The 16,907-nt window shown below is 69.7% G+C and carries 19 protein-coding genes; 11 read left to right on the plus strand and 8 right to left on the minus strand.

The features are described from left to right. Nucleotides 1-125: 125 nt before the first annotated feature. The gene (locus tag Q9R20_RS08050) at nt 126-653 is read left to right on the plus strand and encodes a MarR family transcriptional regulator (protein WP_311248849.1); all 528 of its coding nucleotides are present in this window, start codon (nt 126-128) and stop codon (nt 651-653) included. Nucleotides 654-742: 89 nt separating this feature from the next. Continuing rightward, nucleotides 743-994, plus strand: a complete 252-nt coding sequence (locus Q9R20_RS08055) for a three-helix bundle dimerization domain-containing protein (RefSeq protein ID WP_311248850.1) — start codon at nt 743-745, stop codon at nt 992-994. Nucleotide 995: 1 nt separating this feature from the next. On the opposite strand, the gene Q9R20_RS08060 is transcribed toward Q9R20_RS08055, so the two are convergent. Next, on the minus strand, nt 996-1,307 hold the full coding sequence (locus Q9R20_RS08060; protein ID WP_311248851.1) for a hypothetical protein: 312 nt from the start codon (nt 1,305-1,307) through the stop codon (nt 996-998). Nucleotides 1,308-1,421: 114 nt separating this feature from the next. On the opposite strand from Q9R20_RS08060, the gene Q9R20_RS08065 reads away from it, so the two are divergent. Next, complete coding sequence (locus tag Q9R20_RS08065; RefSeq protein WP_055959437.1) at nt 1,422-1,739, plus strand: hypothetical protein; 318 nt, start codon at nt 1,422-1,424, stop codon at nt 1,737-1,739. 3 nt (nt 1,740-1,742) lie between these two features. Here Q9R20_RS08065 and Q9R20_RS08070 read toward each other — a convergent pair whose 3' ends face one another. Next, nucleotides 1,743-2,069: a hypothetical protein gene (locus tag Q9R20_RS08070; RefSeq protein WP_311248852.1), complete on the minus strand. Its 327-nt coding sequence runs from the start codon at nt 2,067-2,069 to the stop codon at nt 1,743-1,745. 117 nt (nt 2,070-2,186) lie between these two features. Between Q9R20_RS08070 and Q9R20_RS08075 the strand changes: the two genes are divergently transcribed. From Q9R20_RS08075 to treZ, 7 genes are all read left to right on the plus strand, one after another. Continuing rightward, nucleotides 2,187-2,342 (plus strand): hypothetical protein, encoded by a 156-nt coding sequence (locus Q9R20_RS08075; RefSeq protein WP_311248853.1) that lies wholly within the window; start codon nt 2,187-2,189, stop codon nt 2,340-2,342. A gap of 23 nt (nt 2,343-2,365) precedes the next feature. After that, on the plus strand, nt 2,366-3,043 hold the full coding sequence (locus Q9R20_RS08080) for a GTP pyrophosphokinase family protein (RefSeq protein ID WP_311248854.1): 678 nt from the start codon (nt 2,366-2,368) through the stop codon (nt 3,041-3,043). Nucleotides 3,044-3,064: 21 nt separating this feature from the next. Beyond that, a complete protein-coding gene (locus Q9R20_RS08085; protein ID WP_311248855.1) occupies nt 3,065-3,913 on the plus strand; it encodes a transposase in 849 nt (282 codons plus the stop codon). Continuing rightward, nucleotides 3,910-4,398: a glutaminase gene (locus tag Q9R20_RS08090; RefSeq protein WP_311248856.1), complete on the plus strand. Its 489-nt coding sequence runs from the start codon at nt 3,910-3,912 to the stop codon at nt 4,396-4,398. The genes Q9R20_RS08085 and Q9R20_RS08090 overlap by 4 nt, the downstream gene beginning before the upstream one ends. Nucleotides 4,399-4,479: 81 nt before the next feature. Next, on the plus strand, nt 4,480-6,702 hold the full coding sequence (gene glgX, locus Q9R20_RS08095) for a glycogen debranching protein GlgX (RefSeq protein ID WP_311248857.1): 2,223 nt from the start codon (nt 4,480-4,482) through the stop codon (nt 6,700-6,702). A 5-nt stretch (nt 6,703-6,707) separates the two neighbouring features. Next, entirely contained in the window at nt 6,708-9,089 is a 2,382-nt protein-coding gene (gene treY / locus Q9R20_RS08100; protein WP_311248988.1) for a malto-oligosyltrehalose synthase, read from the plus strand. 86 nt (nt 9,090-9,175) lie between these two features. Beyond that, a complete protein-coding gene (gene treZ, locus Q9R20_RS08105) occupies nt 9,176-10,927 on the plus strand; it encodes a malto-oligosyltrehalose trehalohydrolase (RefSeq protein ID WP_311248858.1) in 1,752 nt (583 codons plus the stop codon). 190 nt (nt 10,928-11,117) lie between these two features. Here the strand turns inward: treZ and Q9R20_RS08110 are convergent, their stop codons facing one another. The 5 genes from Q9R20_RS08110 to Q9R20_RS08130 all read right to left on the minus strand — a co-directional run bounded on the left by Q9R20_RS08110 (nt 11,118) and on the right by Q9R20_RS08130 (nt 15,730). Next, nucleotides 11,118-12,164 (minus strand): sodium:calcium antiporter, encoded by a 1,047-nt coding sequence (locus Q9R20_RS08110; RefSeq protein ID WP_311248859.1) that lies wholly within the window; start codon nt 12,162-12,164, stop codon nt 11,118-11,120. A 522-nt stretch (nt 12,165-12,686) separates the two neighbouring features. Beyond that, complete coding sequence (locus tag Q9R20_RS08115; RefSeq protein ID WP_311248860.1) at nt 12,687-12,890, minus strand: hypothetical protein; 204 nt, start codon at nt 12,888-12,890, stop codon at nt 12,687-12,689. Nucleotides 12,891-13,258: 368 nt separating this feature from the next. Next, nucleotides 13,259-14,074 (minus strand): tryptophan-rich sensory protein, encoded by an 816-nt coding sequence (locus tag Q9R20_RS08120; RefSeq protein ID WP_311248861.1) that lies wholly within the window; start codon nt 14,072-14,074, stop codon nt 13,259-13,261. A gap of 142 nt (nt 14,075-14,216) precedes the next feature. Further along, nucleotides 14,217-14,948: a glutamine amidotransferase-related protein gene (locus tag Q9R20_RS08125; protein WP_311248862.1), complete on the minus strand. Its 732-nt coding sequence runs from the start codon at nt 14,946-14,948 to the stop codon at nt 14,217-14,219. 68 nt (nt 14,949-15,016) lie between these two features. Beyond that, nucleotides 15,017-15,730 carry a LysR substrate-binding domain-containing protein gene (locus Q9R20_RS08130; RefSeq protein WP_311248863.1) on the minus strand — a complete coding sequence of 238 codons (714 nt, stop codon included), beginning with the start codon at nt 15,728-15,730 and terminating at the stop codon, nt 15,017-15,019. 33 nt (nt 15,731-15,763) lie between these two features. On the opposite strand from Q9R20_RS08130, the gene Q9R20_RS08135 reads away from it, so the two are divergent. Beyond that, nucleotides 15,764-16,153 (plus strand): DUF1304 domain-containing protein, encoded by a 390-nt coding sequence (locus tag Q9R20_RS08135; protein WP_311248864.1) that lies wholly within the window; start codon nt 15,764-15,766, stop codon nt 16,151-16,153. A 77-nt stretch (nt 16,154-16,230) separates the two neighbouring features. On the opposite strand, the gene Q9R20_RS08140 is transcribed toward Q9R20_RS08135, so the two are convergent. Continuing rightward, complete coding sequence (locus Q9R20_RS08140) at nt 16,231-16,638, minus strand: transferase (protein ID WP_076673580.1); 408 nt, start codon at nt 16,636-16,638, stop codon at nt 16,231-16,233. Nucleotides 16,639-16,907 lie beyond the last annotated feature (269 nt).

The following is a 16,907-nucleotide window of genomic DNA, read 5'->3' on the forward strand; positions in this document are numbered from 1 at the left end:
GTGGCGTCTGCGCGAGATGTCTCCGTTACCGATCAAGTAGGTAGCCGATCTACCTATCGATGGTACCTGCCCTCCGCGCGCCGCGGCAGGGGGCTGGACGACCTCCCCTGTCATAAGATGCCCTGGTGGAAAACGGGCCCGAAGCATCGCGCTACTGGTACGGCGCGAGCGAGGAAGACCGCCGTCGCCGCGCCGTCGACGTCCTCCAGGCGTTCCGTGTGTACCGCGCCGCCGAGGTGGCGATGCGTCGCCGCACGCGCGAATCCATGTCGATGGGCGAGAACGAGCTGCTCGTGCTGCGCTACCTGCTGAAGGCGGCCGGTCAGGAGCGTCAGGTCTCGCCCAGCGAGATCACGCGCTACCTCGGCGTCTCGACCGCGTCCACGACGGCTATCATCGACCGTCTCGAGAAGTCGGGGCACGTCACGCGCATCCCGCACCCGACCGATCGCCGCAGCATCCACATCGTCGCCACGGCGGCGAGCGACGAAGAGGTGCGCGCGACCCTCGGCGCCATGCACACGCGCATGATGTCGGCCGTGGTCGACATGACGCCCGAAGAAAGCGCCGCCGTCGTCGCGTGTCTCGGTCGGCTGCAGGATGCCGTCGACCAGGTCGATCCGCATCCGGTCGAGCCCGACGCGGCTCACTGATCGAGGTGTCACGGCGACTGAGAAAGTAGCCGACCTTCCTTCCCGCGGAGCATTAGGTGCGAGCGCGGCAGCGTGAAAGCATGGGGCGCATGGACGACAGCGCACTCGAACGGGTTTCTGCGCGCGCGTCCGACGCCGTCCCCATGATCGACGGGGTCGAGGTGGCGTCGTTCCGCGAGGTCGTCCAGCGACTGCGCGACGACTTCCCGGAGGAGGACCCCCTCCACGTGGAGGCGGTGGTCCTGCGCGAATGGGAGGCCTTCTCCGCCGGACGCCCCCTCGTCGTGCCCACGGCGGTCGAAGAGGGCGCGCGCGAGATCCTCGATCAGCCGCTGGTCTGAGTCACGACCCGGGGTGCTCGGGCTCGGGGACGAGGAGAAGGCCCCCGGACGAGTTCGCGGAGTTCGCCAGCGCCTCGATCCACGAGCGGCTCAGCAGTGCCGGTTCCGGCTCGTCGAAGACGAAACGCAGCGGGATCGAGGGGTGCAGCCACACCGTGCTGCGGCCCACCTCCTGGTCGGGCCCGTGCGTCCAGGACAGCGTGAAGCTCTCGCCTCGGCGGAGCTTGGTGGCGATGACGACCTTGACGTGAGCCAGCGCGCGATCCTCGATGTCGATCGGCGTCGCGACGTCGCCGTAATAGAGCGTTCCCACACCGGCACGTTAGCCGCGGCCGCCCGATGCGTCGGCGGGGGTTGCTTTCGTCGTGGCGGACGTGGCATCCGCCGAAAGAGGATCGTCGTGCGTTCCTCGGCTAGGCTCGGTCGCATGGGCCGATTCATCTACGACACCGTCGCGAACGCCGTCGACATCGATGACCGCACGCTGGCGCACCTGCGCATCGTCGTGATGAACAAGCTGCGGCGATCCGAGTCGTTCATGTTCGACGTCGAGGTCGGCGACGGCAGCGGCCGTCGCAGCTTCTGGATGCACCCCTCGGTGCCTATCCAGTTCCACTTCTACGGCAGCCGTCAGCCCCGCATCAACCGCGTGTGGGTCGAAGACCTCATGCTCGCGGCATCCGGGCCCAACGGTCTGGCGATCACGCCCGAACCCAGTGAGGACGCCCACGTCGAAGAGGGCTGATCCTCAGCTGCGCTCGACCTCTTCGGCCGGGCTGATGTCCTCGGGGACGAGCATGATGCCGCCCGACGAGTTGGCCGAGTCCGCGAGACGTTCGATCCATTCGCGACTGAGCGTCGTGGGCTCGGTCTCGTCGAAGACGAAGCGCAGCGGAATCGCGGGGTGCAGCCACAGTGTGCTGCGACCGCGCTCCTCGTCGTCACGGTGACGCCAGGAGAGCGTGAAGCTCTCGCCGCGGCGCAGCTTGGTGGAGATGACCACCTTGAGATGAGCCAGCGCACGGTCCTCGATGTGGACGGTCGTGCCGCTCCCGCCGTAGTGAATGGTCCCCATGGGCCTAAACGATACGCGAGGGCCGCTCGGGATACGCCGGTGCGGCGCGGGTGTCAAGTCCGCCGGGCGTGGCGCGAGCGGGTGTCATCGTGGTGGGGAGCACGGAAGGAGGGCGCCGTGACACATCCCCCCACTCCTTGGCAGCCTGATTTCGGGGCCTTCGACCCCGACGACCTGCCCGAGGTCTTCCACCGTCTGGTGGGCATCGACGTCATCGACGGCGAACTGGTGCCGCGCGCATCGAAGCCGCCGTCGTTCCCGGCGGCCTCGTAGCCGTCCTCGCTAGCGTCGGAACCATGCCCGACCCGCTGGACGATCAGCAGATCACCGTCTCCGGTGCGGCGTTGCGTGCCCTGCGCGACGAGTTCCAGCGCTTCCTCATGGAGTACCGCTTCGGGCTCGCCGAGGTCGAGACGAAGATCTCCATCCTCCGCGAGGAGTTCCAGGAGATGCACGCCTACAACCCGATCGAGCACGTCTCGAGCCGGGTGAAATCGCCCGACAGTCTGGTCGACAAGGTGCGGCGGAAGGGCATCGAGACCGACTTCGACTCCATCCGCTCCTCGATCACCGACATCGCCGGCATCCGCGTGACGTGCAGCTTCATCGACGACGCGTACCGCCTGTCCGACCTGCTCACCCAGCAGGACGACATCACGGTGCGCGACGTGAAGGACTACATCGCCGAGCCGAAGGCCAACGGTTACAAGAGCCTCCACGTCATCGTCGAGGTACCCGTCTACCTCTCGACCGGTCGCGTGGACGTGCCCGTGGAGGTGCAGTTCCGAACGATCGCGATGGACTTCTGGGCCAGTCTCGAGCACAAGATCTACTACAAGTACGACCGGCTGGTCCCGGCCGAGCTCCTCGCCGAGCTGAAGAACGCCGCCGACACCGCGGCCGAGCTCGACGCGCGCATGGAGCGGCTGCACCGCGAGATCCGCGGGCCGCGGCCCGGGGTGGTCTCGCTCTGACGCGGGCGACACAATGGAGGGATGAGCGACGACGACGCCCGCCTCGACGAGGTCGCCGCCGAACTGCTCTCCCTTCCGCCCGCGCGCTTCACCGCTGCCCGCGCCGAGCGCGCCGCCGCGGCCGGACCGCTCGGTCGGCGCATCGCGAAGCTGCGCAAGCCCACGGTCGCGGCCTGGGCGGTGAACCTGCTGGTGCGCGACGGGCAGCTCGGTGAGGCCGTCGAGCTGTCGCGTGCGCTGCACGAGGCGCAGGACGATCTGGATGCCGCGGAGCTCGGCCGGCTCGGACGCCAGCGGCGTCAGCTGGTCGCGACGCTCGCCCGACGGGCGGCCGAGCTCGCCGCCGATGCGGGCACCCCGCTGAGTCCGGCCATGAAGGACGCGGTCGAGAAGACGGTCAACGCGGCCGTGGTCGACGAGACGGCCGCGGCCGCGGTGCTCACGGGTCGGCTGGTGTCAGCCATCGACCTCGCGGATCGGGATGCCGACGGGCTGAGCGCCGCGGTCGCGGGCTCGGTGCCCGATGCTGTTCCCGCCCCCGCGGCGCGCGACGACCTGGCGGCTCGCCGCGCGCGGAAGGCCGCCGAACGTGCCGTGCGCGAAGCGGAGCGGGCGCGAGCCGATGCCGAGCGTGAGCGCGCGGCCGCGGACCGGCGGCTCGACACCGCTCGGGAGCGGGCGGACCGCGTGCACGAGCGCGTCGACGAGCTGCGCACCGAGCTGGCGAAGATCGAGAAGGAAGCGGCCGACGCCGACGCGGCGGTGGAGCGACTCGAGGGCGATCGAGCCTCGGCGGTCGACGCCGTCCGGGCGGCGGAGCGCGCGCTGTCGCGGGCCGAAGCCGCACGCGACGAGGAGGGGGACGCATGACCGCCGGGACCGCCGCCGAGCTGCTCGCCGAGGCGCGTATACGTTTGGTCGACGCGCAGCGCGAACGACTCGGCGAGCTCCAGGAGGGGCGCCGGCTGCTCGGCATCCCCCGTCCGGCGCGCATCGCCCCGCGGGGGAGCGCCTGGCACCTGGGGGTGCTGCTGCTCACCGACGACGCGGTGCTGTCCACCGGAGACATCGTGCGCTCGCGCGCCGAGGTGCGCCGCGGCTTCGCCGCCGAGTCGCAGCGCCGCCGCGCGGAACTCGCCGCGGCCGCGGCGCGCGGCGGCGTCCCCGAGGGCGAGGTGGTCCACATCGGCTGGGAGAGCGTCGATCTCGAGCGGATGGGCGAGCGCTCGACGCCGCTGGCGGTCCGCGCCGGCGAGACGCTCGTGCGGTGGAGCGCCGCGGGCGGTTACCTCCCTCTCGCGCGCTACCTCGATGAGCGCATCGAGCTGCTCCAGCACCCGCCGGAGCGTGCATAGAGACCCGCGCGCATAGTCGGGGTCCGACCGCCTGTCAACAGCGATGACGCCCGCCCGAACCGGAAACGACGCTGGTCTATCGTGAGCGACGTGCAGCAGGTATGGCCAGGATCCAGTTATCCCCTCGGGGCCACTTACGACGGTAACGGGACGAACTTCGCCCTGTTCAGTGAAGGAGCAGAAAAAGTAGAGCTCTGCCTCTTCGATGAGGACGGAACGGAGACGTGCTTCGAACTGATCGACGTCGACGCGTTCGTCTGGCACGCCTACCTCCCCAACATCCTCCCGGGGCAGCGGTACGGCTACCGCGTGCACGGCGAGTACGACCCCGCGAACGGCAAGCGCTTCAACCCCGCGAAGCTCCTCCTCGACCCGTACGCCAAGGCCGTCGAGGGTCAGGTCGACTGGGGTCAGGCCGTCTTCAGCTACGACTTCGGCGACCCGGACTCGTTCAACGATGAGGACTCCGCCGCGCACATGATGAAGGGCGTGGTCGTCAACCCGTTCTTCGACTGGTCGGGCGACCGCCAGCCCAAGATCCCCTACGCCGAGACCTTCATCTACGAGGCGCACGTGCGCGGTCTCACCCAGCTGCACCCCGACGTGCCCGAGGAGCTGCGCGGCACGTACGCCGGCATCGCGCACCCGGTCGTCATCGAGCACCTCAAGAAGCTCGGCGTGACGGCGATCGAGCTCATGCCGGTGCACCAGTTCGTCAACGACTCCACCCTCGAGGAGAAGGGGCTGTCGAACTATTGGGGCTACAACACCATCGCCTTCTTCGCCCCGCAGAACACCTACTCCTCGACCGGTGACCACGGCCAGCAGGTGCAGGAGTTCAAGGCCATGGTCAAGGCGCTCCACGCGGCGGGCATCGAGGTCATCCTCGACGTGGTCTACAACCACACCGCCGAGGGCAACCACATGGGCCCGACCTTCTCGATGCGCGGCATCGACAATGAGGCGTACTACCGCCTCGAAGACGACGACAAGCGCTACTACACGGACTACACCGGCACGGGCAACAGCATGAACGTGGGCAACCCCCACACGCTGCAGCTCATCATGGACTCGCTGCGCTACTGGGTGCTCGAGATGCACGTCGACGGCTTCCGCTTCGACCTCGCCTCGACCCTCGCGCGCGAGTTCTACGAGGTCGACCGCCTCGCGGCCTTCTTCGAGCTCGTGCAGCAGGACCCGATCGTCTCGCAGGTGAAGCTCATCGCCGAGCCGTGGGACGTGGGCCCCGGCGGCTACCAGGTCGGCAACTTCCCTCCCCAGTGGACCGAGTGGAACGGCAAGTACCGCGACACCGTCCGCGACTTCTGGCGCGGCGAGCCGCAGGCCCTCGGCGAGTTCGCCTCTCGCCTGACCGGTTCGGCCGACCTGTACGAGCACTCGGGTCGTTTCCCCGTGGCATCCATCAACTTCGTCACCGCCCACGACGGCTTCACGCTGCGCGACCTCGTGTCGTACAACGAGAAGCACAACGACGCCAACGGCGAGGACAACAACGACGGCGAATCGCACAACCGCTCGAGCAACATGGGCGTCGAAGGACCCACCGACGACCCCGAGGTGCTCAAGCGCCGCGCGCAGCAGCAGCGCAACTTCATCGCGACGCTGCTGCTCAGCCAGGGCGTGCCGATGCTGCTGCACGGTGACGAGCTCGGCCGCACGCAGGGCGGCAACAACAACGGCTACGCCCAGGACAACGAGATCACATGGGTCGACTGGTCGAACATCGACACCCCGCTCATCGAGTTCACCGCGGCCCTCGCCCGCCTGCGCAAGCAGCACCCCACCTTCCGCCGCAGCCGCTTCTTCGACGGCCGCCCTGTGAAGATGGAGGAGGGGGCGCCGATCCCCGACGTGGTGTGGCTGCGACCCGACGGCTCGCTCATGCAGCCCGAGGACTGGGACAACGGCTTCGGTCTCGCGGTGGGGGTCTTCCTGAACGGGCAGGGCATCCGCGAGCGCGACCGCCGCGGTGAGGCCATCAGCGACGACCACTTCCTCGTGCTCTTCAACGCGGGCGACGACAAGGTCGACTTCCAGCTGCCCGACTTCGAGTACGCGCCGAAGTGGGACGCATACGTCGACACCGCGGGCGAGCGCGCGAACACCGAGCCGCTGAACCCCGGCGAGACGCTGCCGCTCGAGCCGAAGTCGCTCATCGTGCTCCGCGAGCACCACCTGCCCGAGCCCGAGGTCGACCACTCGGTCGCCGCCTCTCTCACGGCGCAGATCCAGGTCATCGGCACCGACGACCTGCCCGGCCAGGCGCCCAAGCCGGAGCTGTGACCCAGATGCGGCATCCGCTTTCGACCTACCGCCTGCAGATCCGCGAATCGTTCACGCTCGACGACGCCGCCGAGGTCACGGGATACCTCCGTGACCTCGGGGTCTCGTGGGCGTACCTCTCGCCGATCCTCGAGGCCACCCCCGGCTCCGACCACGGGTACGACGTCGTCGACGTCACGCGCGTCGACCCCGCCCGCGGCGGCGCCGAGGGACTCGACCGGTTCGTCGAGGCCGCCCGGGCCCAGGAGCTCGGCATCCTCATCGACATCGTCCCGAACCACATGGGCGTCTCCGAGCCGCGCACCAATGCGTGGTGGTGGGACGTGCTGCGTCAGGGTCGCGCCTCGGCGTTCGCGGACTCGTTCGACATCGACTGGGAGTTCGGCGCGGGCAAAGTGCGCGTGCCGGTGCTCGGCGACCATCTCGACGCGGTGATCGACGAGATCTCCTACGACCCGACGCCGGCCGACGACGCCCCCGACGGGCTCGTCCGCTATTACGACCACGTCTTCCCGGTCGCTCCGGGCACGGGCACTTCGGACGTTCGAGCCCTGCTCGACGCGCAGAACTTCGAGCTGCGCTTCTGGCAGGACGAGGCGGACGATCTCAACTACCGCCGATTCTTCGCCGTCACGACCCTCGCGGGCGTGCGCGTGGAGCTTCCCGAGGTGTTCGACGCGACCCACGCCGAGATCCTGCGGTGGGTGCGCGAGGGCCTCGCCGACGGCCTGCGCGTGGACCACCCCGACGGTCTCGTCGACCCGGGCGGCTACCTCGACCGGCTCGCCGTCGCGCTCGAGGAGGCCGGCGAGGGCGAGGTCGGCTACGTGCTCGGCGAGAAGATCCTCGAGCACGGCGAGGCGCTGCCGTCGTGGTGGAAGACCGCCGGGACGACGGGCTACGACGCGCTCGCCGAGATCGACCGGGTCCTCACCGACCCCGCGGGGGAGGCCGCTCTCGATGCCCTCGACGCGCGGCTGCGCGCCGACAGCGAGCTGCCCGCGCTCACCGGCTGGCACGACCTCATCCACGACACCAAGCGCAAGATCGCCGATTCGATCCAGGTCTCGGAGATCCGTCGCCTGGTGCGAGGCCTCCCGTCGGCACTCCGCGAGGAGTTCGAGGCGGAGGTTCTCCAGGACGCGCTCGCCGAGATCCTCGCCTGCTTCCCGGTCTACCGCTCGTACCTCCCCGCGGGTCGTGCTCACCTCGACGCCGCTGCCGGCGAGGCCGAGGTGCGCCGCCCCGAACTCGGCGACGTCATCGAGAAGCTCGTCCCGGTGCTCGCCGACACGAGCCTCGAGGTCGCCTGGCGCTTCCAACAGACCACCGGTCCCGTGATGGCCAAGGGCGTCGAGGACACGGCGTTCTACCGCTACACGCGGCTGGGCTCGCTCACCGAGGTGGGCGGCGACCCGGGGGTGTTCGCCCTCGACGTCGCCGGCTTCCACACCGCTCAGGCCCTGCGCCACGCGTCGTGGCCCACCGCCATGACGACGCTGTCGACGCACGACACCAAGCGCGGGGAGGACACCCGCGCCCGCATCGCGGTGCTGGCCGAGATCCCCGAGCGCTGGGCCGAGGTGCTGACCGAGTTCCGTGACATCGCCTCGACCGGGCACGGGCCCTTCGACGCGCTGCTGTGGCAGGCGATTGTGGGGGCGTGGCCGGAATCGGCATCCACTCCCGAGGGTCTAAAGGTCTACCGCGAGCGCCTGCACGCGTACGCCGAGAAGGCGGCGCGCGAGGCGAGCGAGGTCACCGGCTGGTGGGAGCAGGACGAGGCGTTCGAAGAGCGCATGCACGCGGTCGTCGATGCGGCGACCGGTCCCGCCGCGGAGCGCGTGCGCGCTTTCGTCGATGAGATCTCGCCGGCGGGCTGGTCGAACGGCCTGTCGGCCAAGCTGCTGCAGATCATGGGTCCCGGCGTCCCCGACGTGTACCAGGGCTCGGAGCTGTGGGAGCAGTCGCTCGTCGACCCCGACAACCGCCGTGCGGTCGACTTCGCCGAGCGTCGCCGTATGCTCGCCTCTCTCGATGCACCCGGCGCGTCCTTCCCCGCGGTGGATGCCACGGGCGCGGCGAAGCTGCTCGTGACCTCGCGCGCGCTGCGCCTGCGTCGCGAGCACCCGCTCGAGATCTACCGTCCGCTGGAGGCTGCCGGAGTCGCGGCCGACCACGTCGTCGCCTTCGATCGCGGCGGGGTGTTCGCCGTCGCGACCCGTCTGCCTCACGGGCTGGAGGCCGCGGGCGGTTGGCGCGACACGGTGATCCTGCTGCCGGACACCCCGGTCATCGACGTGCTGACCGGTCGCTCCTTCGCCGGCGGCCCGACCCCCCTGTCGGACCTGCTGGCGTTCTACCCGGTGGCTCTACTGATCTTCTGATCTCCCCGCGCGTGAGGCGCCAAGATTTGTCGCCTCACGCGCCCCTGAAGCGACAATTCCTGGCACCTCACGCAAAAGGACACCTGATGAGCATCGACGTTTGGGCACCCAAGGCAGAGCGAGTGCGGCTGCGCCGGCTCGATGACAGCGGGGATGCCGTCGTCGAGGACATCGAGATGGAGAGCGCCGCCGACGGGTGGTGGACGGCGCCGATCGACCTCGCCGACGGCGAGCGGTACGGCTTCGTGCTCGGCGACGGCGACGACCTGCGCCCCGACCCGCGCTCGCGCCGCCAGCCCGGCGGCGTGCACGAGGCGTCGGCATGGTTCGACCCGAGCGTGTACGCCTGGAACGACGCCGCGTGGACGGGCAAGCAGCTCGCCGGCGGACTCATCTACGAGATGCACCTGGGCACCTTCACCCCCGAGGGAACCCTGGATGCCGCGATCGGCCGCCTCGACCACCTCGTCGACCTGGGCGTGACCCACGTCGAGCTGCTGCCGGTGAACGGCTTCAACGGCACCTGGAACTGGGGCTACGACGGGGTGCTCTGGTACACCGTGCACGAGGCCTACGGCGGCCCCGAGGCGTACCAGCGCTTCGTCGACGCGGCCCACGCCGCCGGTCTCGCGGTGATCCAGGACGTCGTATACAACCACCTCGGGCCGTCGGGCAACTACCTGCCCGAGTTCGGCGAGTATCTGCGCGAGGGCAGCCGCAACACCTGGGGCGATTCGGTCAACCTCGACGAGGACGCCGTGCGCGCCTACATCGTCGAGAACGCGCTCATGTGGATGCGCGACTACCACGTCGACGGTCTGCGCCTGGATGCCGTGCACGCCCTGCTCGATCACCGCGAGCCGCACGTGCTGCAGGAGATCGCCGAGCGCACCGACGCCCTGTCGGCGCACCGCGGCATCCCGCTCACGACCATCGCCGAGAGCGACATGAACGACCCGAAGCTGATCCTGCCCCGCGAGGCCGGCGGCTACGGCCTCACCGCGCAGTGGTCGGACGACTGGCACCACACCGCCCACGTCGCCCTGACCGGTGAGACGATCGGCTACTACGAGGACTTCGAAGACCTCGACGCCTTCCGCAAGGTGAACGAGGGCGGCTTCTTCCACGACGGCACGTACTCGTCGTTCCGCGAGGAGAAGCACGGCAAGCCCATCCCCGCGGACGTGCCGAACTGGCGCCTGGTGACCTTCGCGCAGGACCACGACCAGATCGGCAACCGCGCGGCCGGTGACCGCCTCTCGCAGTCGCTCGGCTACGACCGCCTCGCCGCGGCCGCCGTGCTGACCCTGACCGCCCCCGGCACGCCCATGCTCTTCATGGGCGAGGAGTGGGGCGCCACGACACCCTGGCAGTTCTTCACCTCGCACCCCGAGCCCGAGCTCGGCAAGGCGACCGCCGAGGGCCGCATCGCGGAGTTCGAGAAGATGGGCTGGGACGAGTCGACCGTCCCCGACCCGCAGGACCCGTCGACTTTCGAGAACTCCAAGCTCGACTGGGACGAGGCCGGCGAGGGCGACCACGCCCAGCTCCTCGGCCTGTACCGCGAGCTGGCGAAGCTGCGCCGGACGCGTCCCGAGCTGACCGACCCCTCGCGCGAGGGCCTGTCCGCGACGGCGAGCGAGGCGCAGGGCGGTCGGGTCTACGAACTCCGCCGTCGCGATCTCGTCGTCATCGTCAACCTCTCGGATGCCGAGACCTCGACCTCTGTGGCATCCGGGGCCCGCGTGCTGCTCGCGACCGCCGAGGGGGTCGTCCTCGACGATGCCGACGTCACGGTGCCGGCGGGCGCGAGCGCGATCGTGGGTCCCGCGCTCTGATCCGACGCGACGGCCCCGCTCCTGTCGGGAGCGGGGCCGTCGCTCTGCCGGGGCGGCTCGCGTCGGTGCCGCGTTCCGGAGATATGCGGTGTCGGCCGCGTCCGCGGCGTGCGGCGCACCGGCGCGGGCGCAGATGTCCGGAGCGCGGGACGGCGACCGCGGCGCCCGCCCGGTGACGGACGATCGCTGATCACGACGAGATCGCGAAGAGACCGCCGATGCCGACGGCGTAGAGGCACAGCACGACGAAGGAGTCGACGCCCATGCCCAGGATGCGGCGCCGCGGCCGGAAGATCAGACCCACGACGTAGACGAGCGTCAGGAGCGCGGCCAGAGCGGTGAGGTAGATGTCCGCCCCGTTCGCGCGGGGGAGGACCGCCGAGCCCGAGATGACCGTCGCCAGCAGGAACAGCACGGGCAGGAACGCGTTGCCGCCGAAGATGTCGCTGATGGCGAGCTCGTCGTCACCCTGACGGATCGCCTGCAGACCCGTGGAGATCTCGGGGAGCGAGGTCGCCAGTGCGAGTACCGTGGCCCCGAACAGCACGCCCGAGAGGCCGATCTGGGAGGATGCGGCGTCGCCCGCGCGTTCGAGGACGACACCGGCGACGAGCGTGGCCAGCGCCGAGATCGAGAACACGATCACCGCCTTCTTCGTGCTCATCGCGTTCTTCGTCTTCTGCTGCTTCGGCTTCGGGCTCCGGTCGGGAGCCCGCCCGTCCTCGTGCCACGGGAGGTGCTTCCCGGCCCGTTGGACCAGGAGGAGCCCGACGATCCACAGCGCCGCGATGATCACGACGTCCGGCGTCAGCCGCAGGATCTCGAGCCCGTCCGGAAGCTGACTGCCCGCGATGACCACCGCGAGGACGGCGACGACCGCGAGACCTTCGAGCACCAGGGTGAGGGATGCCGCGCGGTAGGTGAGCGGAGCGACCCCTCGCCCGCGCTTGCCGAAGGCGTCGAGGATCACCAGGACCACGGTCTGCAGGGCGATCCCGCCGAGGATGTTGCCGACCGCCACCTCGAGATTGCCCGACATCGCGGCCGAGACGGTGATCGCGATCTCGGGGAGGTTGGTCGCCACGGCCAGCACGATCAGACCGCCGAGGGCGCTGCCCAGGTGCAGCCGCGCATCGAGCACGTCGGTCGCCTTCGACAGCTGGATGCCCGCGACCCACACCACCGCCGCAGCGGCGACGAAGATGACGACGAGCAGGGCGAGAGGCAGCGAGTCCACTGCCCGATTACACCGCCCGGGTCCTCGGCATCCGTCCCTCTTGCGAAAGGGATGCCGAGGGCCTAAGCGTTCGAACCGCGGCCGTACGGTGAGGCTCTCGGCTGCCGGTCATGGTCCGGTGGTCCGACTGCGCCGCCGATCAACCCAACCTCTTCGATGCGGAGGCCGGTGTTACACGAGCCCTCTGCCCCGGGCTATGAGGGGGCTGGTGCGATGGATCGCCACCCTTGTGAGACGCTGCCCGCCATTCGCATCTCCACGACGTAGCTTCCCTCCAGTTCTTTCGCCAATTGAGACGCAAGATAGGCACCCACGGAGTAATGTGCCGTCACCGTCCTGGGGTCGGTGCGTTCGGTGAGATCCTGTCCGCGTTCGTTCCACTCGCGAAGTTGTTGCAGCAGGGCGGCCGAAACAGGCATCTTCTCTGCCTCATCGGCGATCGGAGGCGGGAACCAGACGGGGAGGTGGCCGGGAAATCCGTCCGCCACGACGCGGACTGTGGGAAGAGATCGCACGTGCGCCTCAGCAGCTTGCGGTCGTCGTCGGTATAGCGGTGATCACGCGAAGAGTATTGGACCCGAATGCGACGGAGGGGTTGAAGGTGTACAGATAGTCGCCATCGTTGTCGTACATGAGAATCGGGACGGAGACGCAGCGCGTGCTGATACTCCCTCGGGGAATGTCGACGATGGGATTCTCTATCGCTTGCGCTGCTGCGAACGCCATGAGGTCATCCCAGTTGCCGGTTTCACCCGGAATCTGAGAAATCCGATCCGGCTGAGACGGCAAACCACGTTGCTTCTGGGTTCTGCTCTAGAGAACCAGTCGGCAGCGGCGGCGCCTGCGTCGTGTCTGTCGATGCCTGCGCAGCGGAAGGCGCTGACAGCAACGCGGCGGTCATAAGGGTCACGGCACGCAGGTTCGCGCGGGTCCTCAATGTGATATCTAGCTCATTCCGGGGGAGGATGAAGCGGCGGTCCGCCGCCTGACAAGAGTTCAGCGCGCCCGATCAGCCGGCGTCAAGGTGTAGGGCGGCTGTATCGAGTCTGTGAGGACACTCTCATGTCTACGACACCCCCGTCGCGGGCACGGCCCTAGTCGACGGAGGGGCGGAGCAGGCGCAGCACGCGGATGATCACCGGCGGCAGCAGGACGACCGCGGCCACGACGATGGCCGTGACGCCGATCGGGGTGTTCTGCGGGGAGCCGGTGAAGCGCTCCACGGCCAGCCACCCGAGACCCCACGCGGTGGCCAGGGCGGGGGTGATGCGCCACGAGCTGCGCCACGCGGTCGCCAGGGCGATCACGGCGACCACCAGGAGGACGACGACGCCGATGGGGCCGGCGGCGTCTTCGAGGCCGACCGGAACGACGGTGGTCAGCCAGGCGGCGATGTTGGCGACGGTGGCGAGGGTGACCCAGCCGAGGTGCAGGCCCGTCACCCCGTCGATGAGGACGGAATCGACGATGCCGCCGCGCGGTTCGCGCGTCGCGACGGCGACGCGGAACGTCCAGCCGAGCGCCGCCAGCAGCAGCACGATCACGACGACCGTCAGGAAGAGTGTCCCGAAGCGGGCGGCGACGAGCCAGAGGCCGTTGAGGGTCATCGTGAGGGCGATCAGCCAGCCGAGGGCGCGCTGGCGCGGGTTGGTCCGCTGACCGGGGAGGGCCTGCCAGATCGCGTAGGCGATGAGGCCGAGGTAGATGACCGACCAGATCGAGAAGGCCGGTCCGGCGGGGGCGAGGTAGGAGCCGTCGGTGTCGAGGGCGCCGCCCTGCTGATCCTGCACGGCGGAGTTACCGAAGGCGCCGGCGCCGATGACGGCCGCGATGAGCATGAACGACACCGCGGAGAGGACGACGATCTGACGCGCGAGGTCGCTTCCCCGCCACTGAGTTGTCACGTTCATGGGTAGAACACTAGAAAAGCTAGGTAAATCGACGGCGTGGGGTTGACATCGCGGCTGACGGGTCTCTCGCCGTGCAGGTTCGGTCGGCCGAGCCGCGCGGCTCGGGCGGCTCGGCTCCGCGATCGGGCGAGGCCGGCGCGGCTCAGGCGGCCGCGCGCGCCCGAGCGGCGAACGAGCGCAGGAGGAGCGTCGGCTGCTCGACCGAGGCGGTGCGCACGAAGGTCGACACCTCGTCGAACGCGTCGGCGTCGAAGTACCCGGCGTCGCGGTACACCCGCATGCGCGCGACGAACGCCTCGGCGGTGGGCTCGGGATGGAACTGCGTCGCCCACAGCCCGACGCCCGCCCGGTACGCCTGCACGGGGCAGGCGTCGTTCTCGGCCAGCAGCGTCGCTCCCGGCGGGACCGCGGCGGTGGCCTCCTTGTGGGCGGTCAGGGCCTCGAAACGAGGGTTCAGGATGCCGAACAGCTCGTCCCCGCGGCCGGCATCCGTCAGGGTGATCTCGGCGGGACCGGTGTCCTCCGGGTGGCGCAGCGTCACCTCACCGCCCAGCAGTCGCGTCACCACTCCGATGCCGTAACAGGTGAAGAGCGCGCTCGTGCGTCCCTCGATGGCGGTCGCGGCGAGGCGCTCGAGGTCGGTCTCCAGGCGGAGCTGCTCGTCGCCTTTGTCGGGGTCGGTGACGTTGAAGGGGCTTCCGCCGACCACGATCCCCGCGTATCGGTCGAGATCCGCCGGGAGCGGCTCGCGGACGAGGTCGTGATGCACGAGGTCGTCGTCGCCGACGCCCAGTCCGTCGCGGAACGACGCCCATTCGGCCACCGCGGCCTCCCGCTGCGGCCGGGCGCAGACGTAAAGCAGACGGGCGGTCACTCCGGAATTCTATGCGGGTCGGCGAAGAGCGGACCGCGCGCAGACGCGGGGAGACGCGTGCCGGACGGTCAGCGCGAGGAACGCGCCGTGCGCCCCCGCACGATACCGACGAACGCCTCGACGTCGGGCGTCGTCTTCTCGCGCAGCCAGGCGAGGGCGACGGTGGACACCGGCCCGCCGCGCAGGATCCGGAACTCGACGTCGCGACGTTGGTGAGCGCGCGCCAACGACATCGGCACGACGACCACGCCGACTCCCGCGGCGACGGTCGCGATGGCCTCCGCGGTGTCGGCCGGCGGATCGAACGCCGGGGGCACGGCATCCGGGATCTGCGCGCGGAGCACGTCGTCGGCCGGTACGATCACGACCTCTCCCGCCAGGTCGGCCGGATCGAGCTCGTCGGCCGCGGTGAGCGCCGAATCCACCGACATCACCACGACGGGCTGCTCGTCGTACAGGGGGATGACGTGGAGGTCGTCGGTGTCCGGGATGGGCAGGCGCACGAGCGCGGCATCGACCTCGTCGAGTTCGCGGCGCTGCCCCTCGACCGGGATGGGGCGGAGCTCGAGCGACACGTGCGGCATCCGCTCCCGCCAGAGTCCGATCCACTTGCCCGGGGTGGCGCCGGGCACCGCGCCCAGCACGAAGTCGCGCGGCCCCTCAGGCGGTGGGGGCGCGGGTGCGGGCGGGCGTGGTTTCGGACGGGAAGGCGCGGCGGCCTTGGTGCGGGAGGGGCGTCGCGACGCTCCGCCGCGTCCGCGGGAGCCGCTGCCGTTCGCCATGCGTCCAGGGTAGTCGGGCGATAACGTGGGGGCATGATCGGCATCCTGGCGCTCGTCTTCGCGGGACTCGCGGCCCTGCTGCACGTGTACATCTTCGTTCTCGAGAGCGTGCGATGGACGCACCCGAACGTGTGGCGCATCTTCGGCATCGCCGACCAGCAGGCCGCCGACACCACCAAGCCCATGGCCTACAACCAGGGCTTCTACAACCTCTTCCTCGCGATCGGCGCGGCGATCGGCATCGTGCTGTGGGTGGTCGCCGGCATCGGCGACGTCGCGGGCCGCACGCTGCTGACCTTCTCGCTGGGCTCGATGCTCGCCGCCGCGCTCGTCCTCGTGACCTCGGGCAGGAAGTACCTGCGCCCCGCAAGCATCCAGGGGACGCTCCCGCTCATCGGACTGGTGCTGACGATCCTCGCCTGAGGAACGACCCCGCGATACGCGAAAACCCGCACGCTCCGAAGAGTCGTGCGGGTCGTGGATGCCGCGCCGCGGACGCGTCAGGCCGCCAGGCGCAACCCGCGACGGTCCGTGGCGACGGCCTCGCCGTCGTTGATGATCTCGTCGTCGCCGATGAGCGAGCCCACCGCGATGCGCGCGTTGTGACCGACCTGCGTGCGGACGCCGATGTGCGCTCCCGCGCCGATGACGGCCCCCGCGCAGATGTGCGCGTGCGGCTCGATGCGCGCCTCGGGGCCGATGACGGCGTCCGACTCGATCCAGGCGCCCCGACCGACACGAACACCCGCGGCGATCTGCACGCCGGGTTCGACGTAGGCGCCGTTCTCGACCAGCGCCGACGGGTGGACCTTCGCGCCGTGCGCGACGAGTCCGCGACCGTTGACGTGCTTGCGGTAGCGCAGCGTTTCGCCGTGGTCGTTCTCGATGTCGATGTAGTTCTTTCCCACGATCCCCTCCGGTCGGCCATCGGGTCGGCCGACATGTATGACAACGGGTGAGGGCGGACCAGCATTCCCTCGACAGGTTGTTCGTCGCCCCTACCGAGAACGGTTTCCTCGATGTCGAGAGACCGCGTCCGGTAGGTTCCCCGGCGTTGTGTTGTCCGACCGTTCTCGCACGTTCCGGCGAGCGCCACGGGCGGGTTGACAGGCGGGCGCGAAGGGTTCGCTTTCCGCGGGTGCACCTTCGGGCCCATCCGAACCGGGTGCGCGAGGGG

It is taken from the genome of Microbacterium sp. PRF11 (genome assembly GCF_031844085.1).
Taxonomy (GTDB): domain Bacteria; phylum Actinomycetota; class Actinomycetes; order Actinomycetales; family Microbacteriaceae; genus Microbacterium.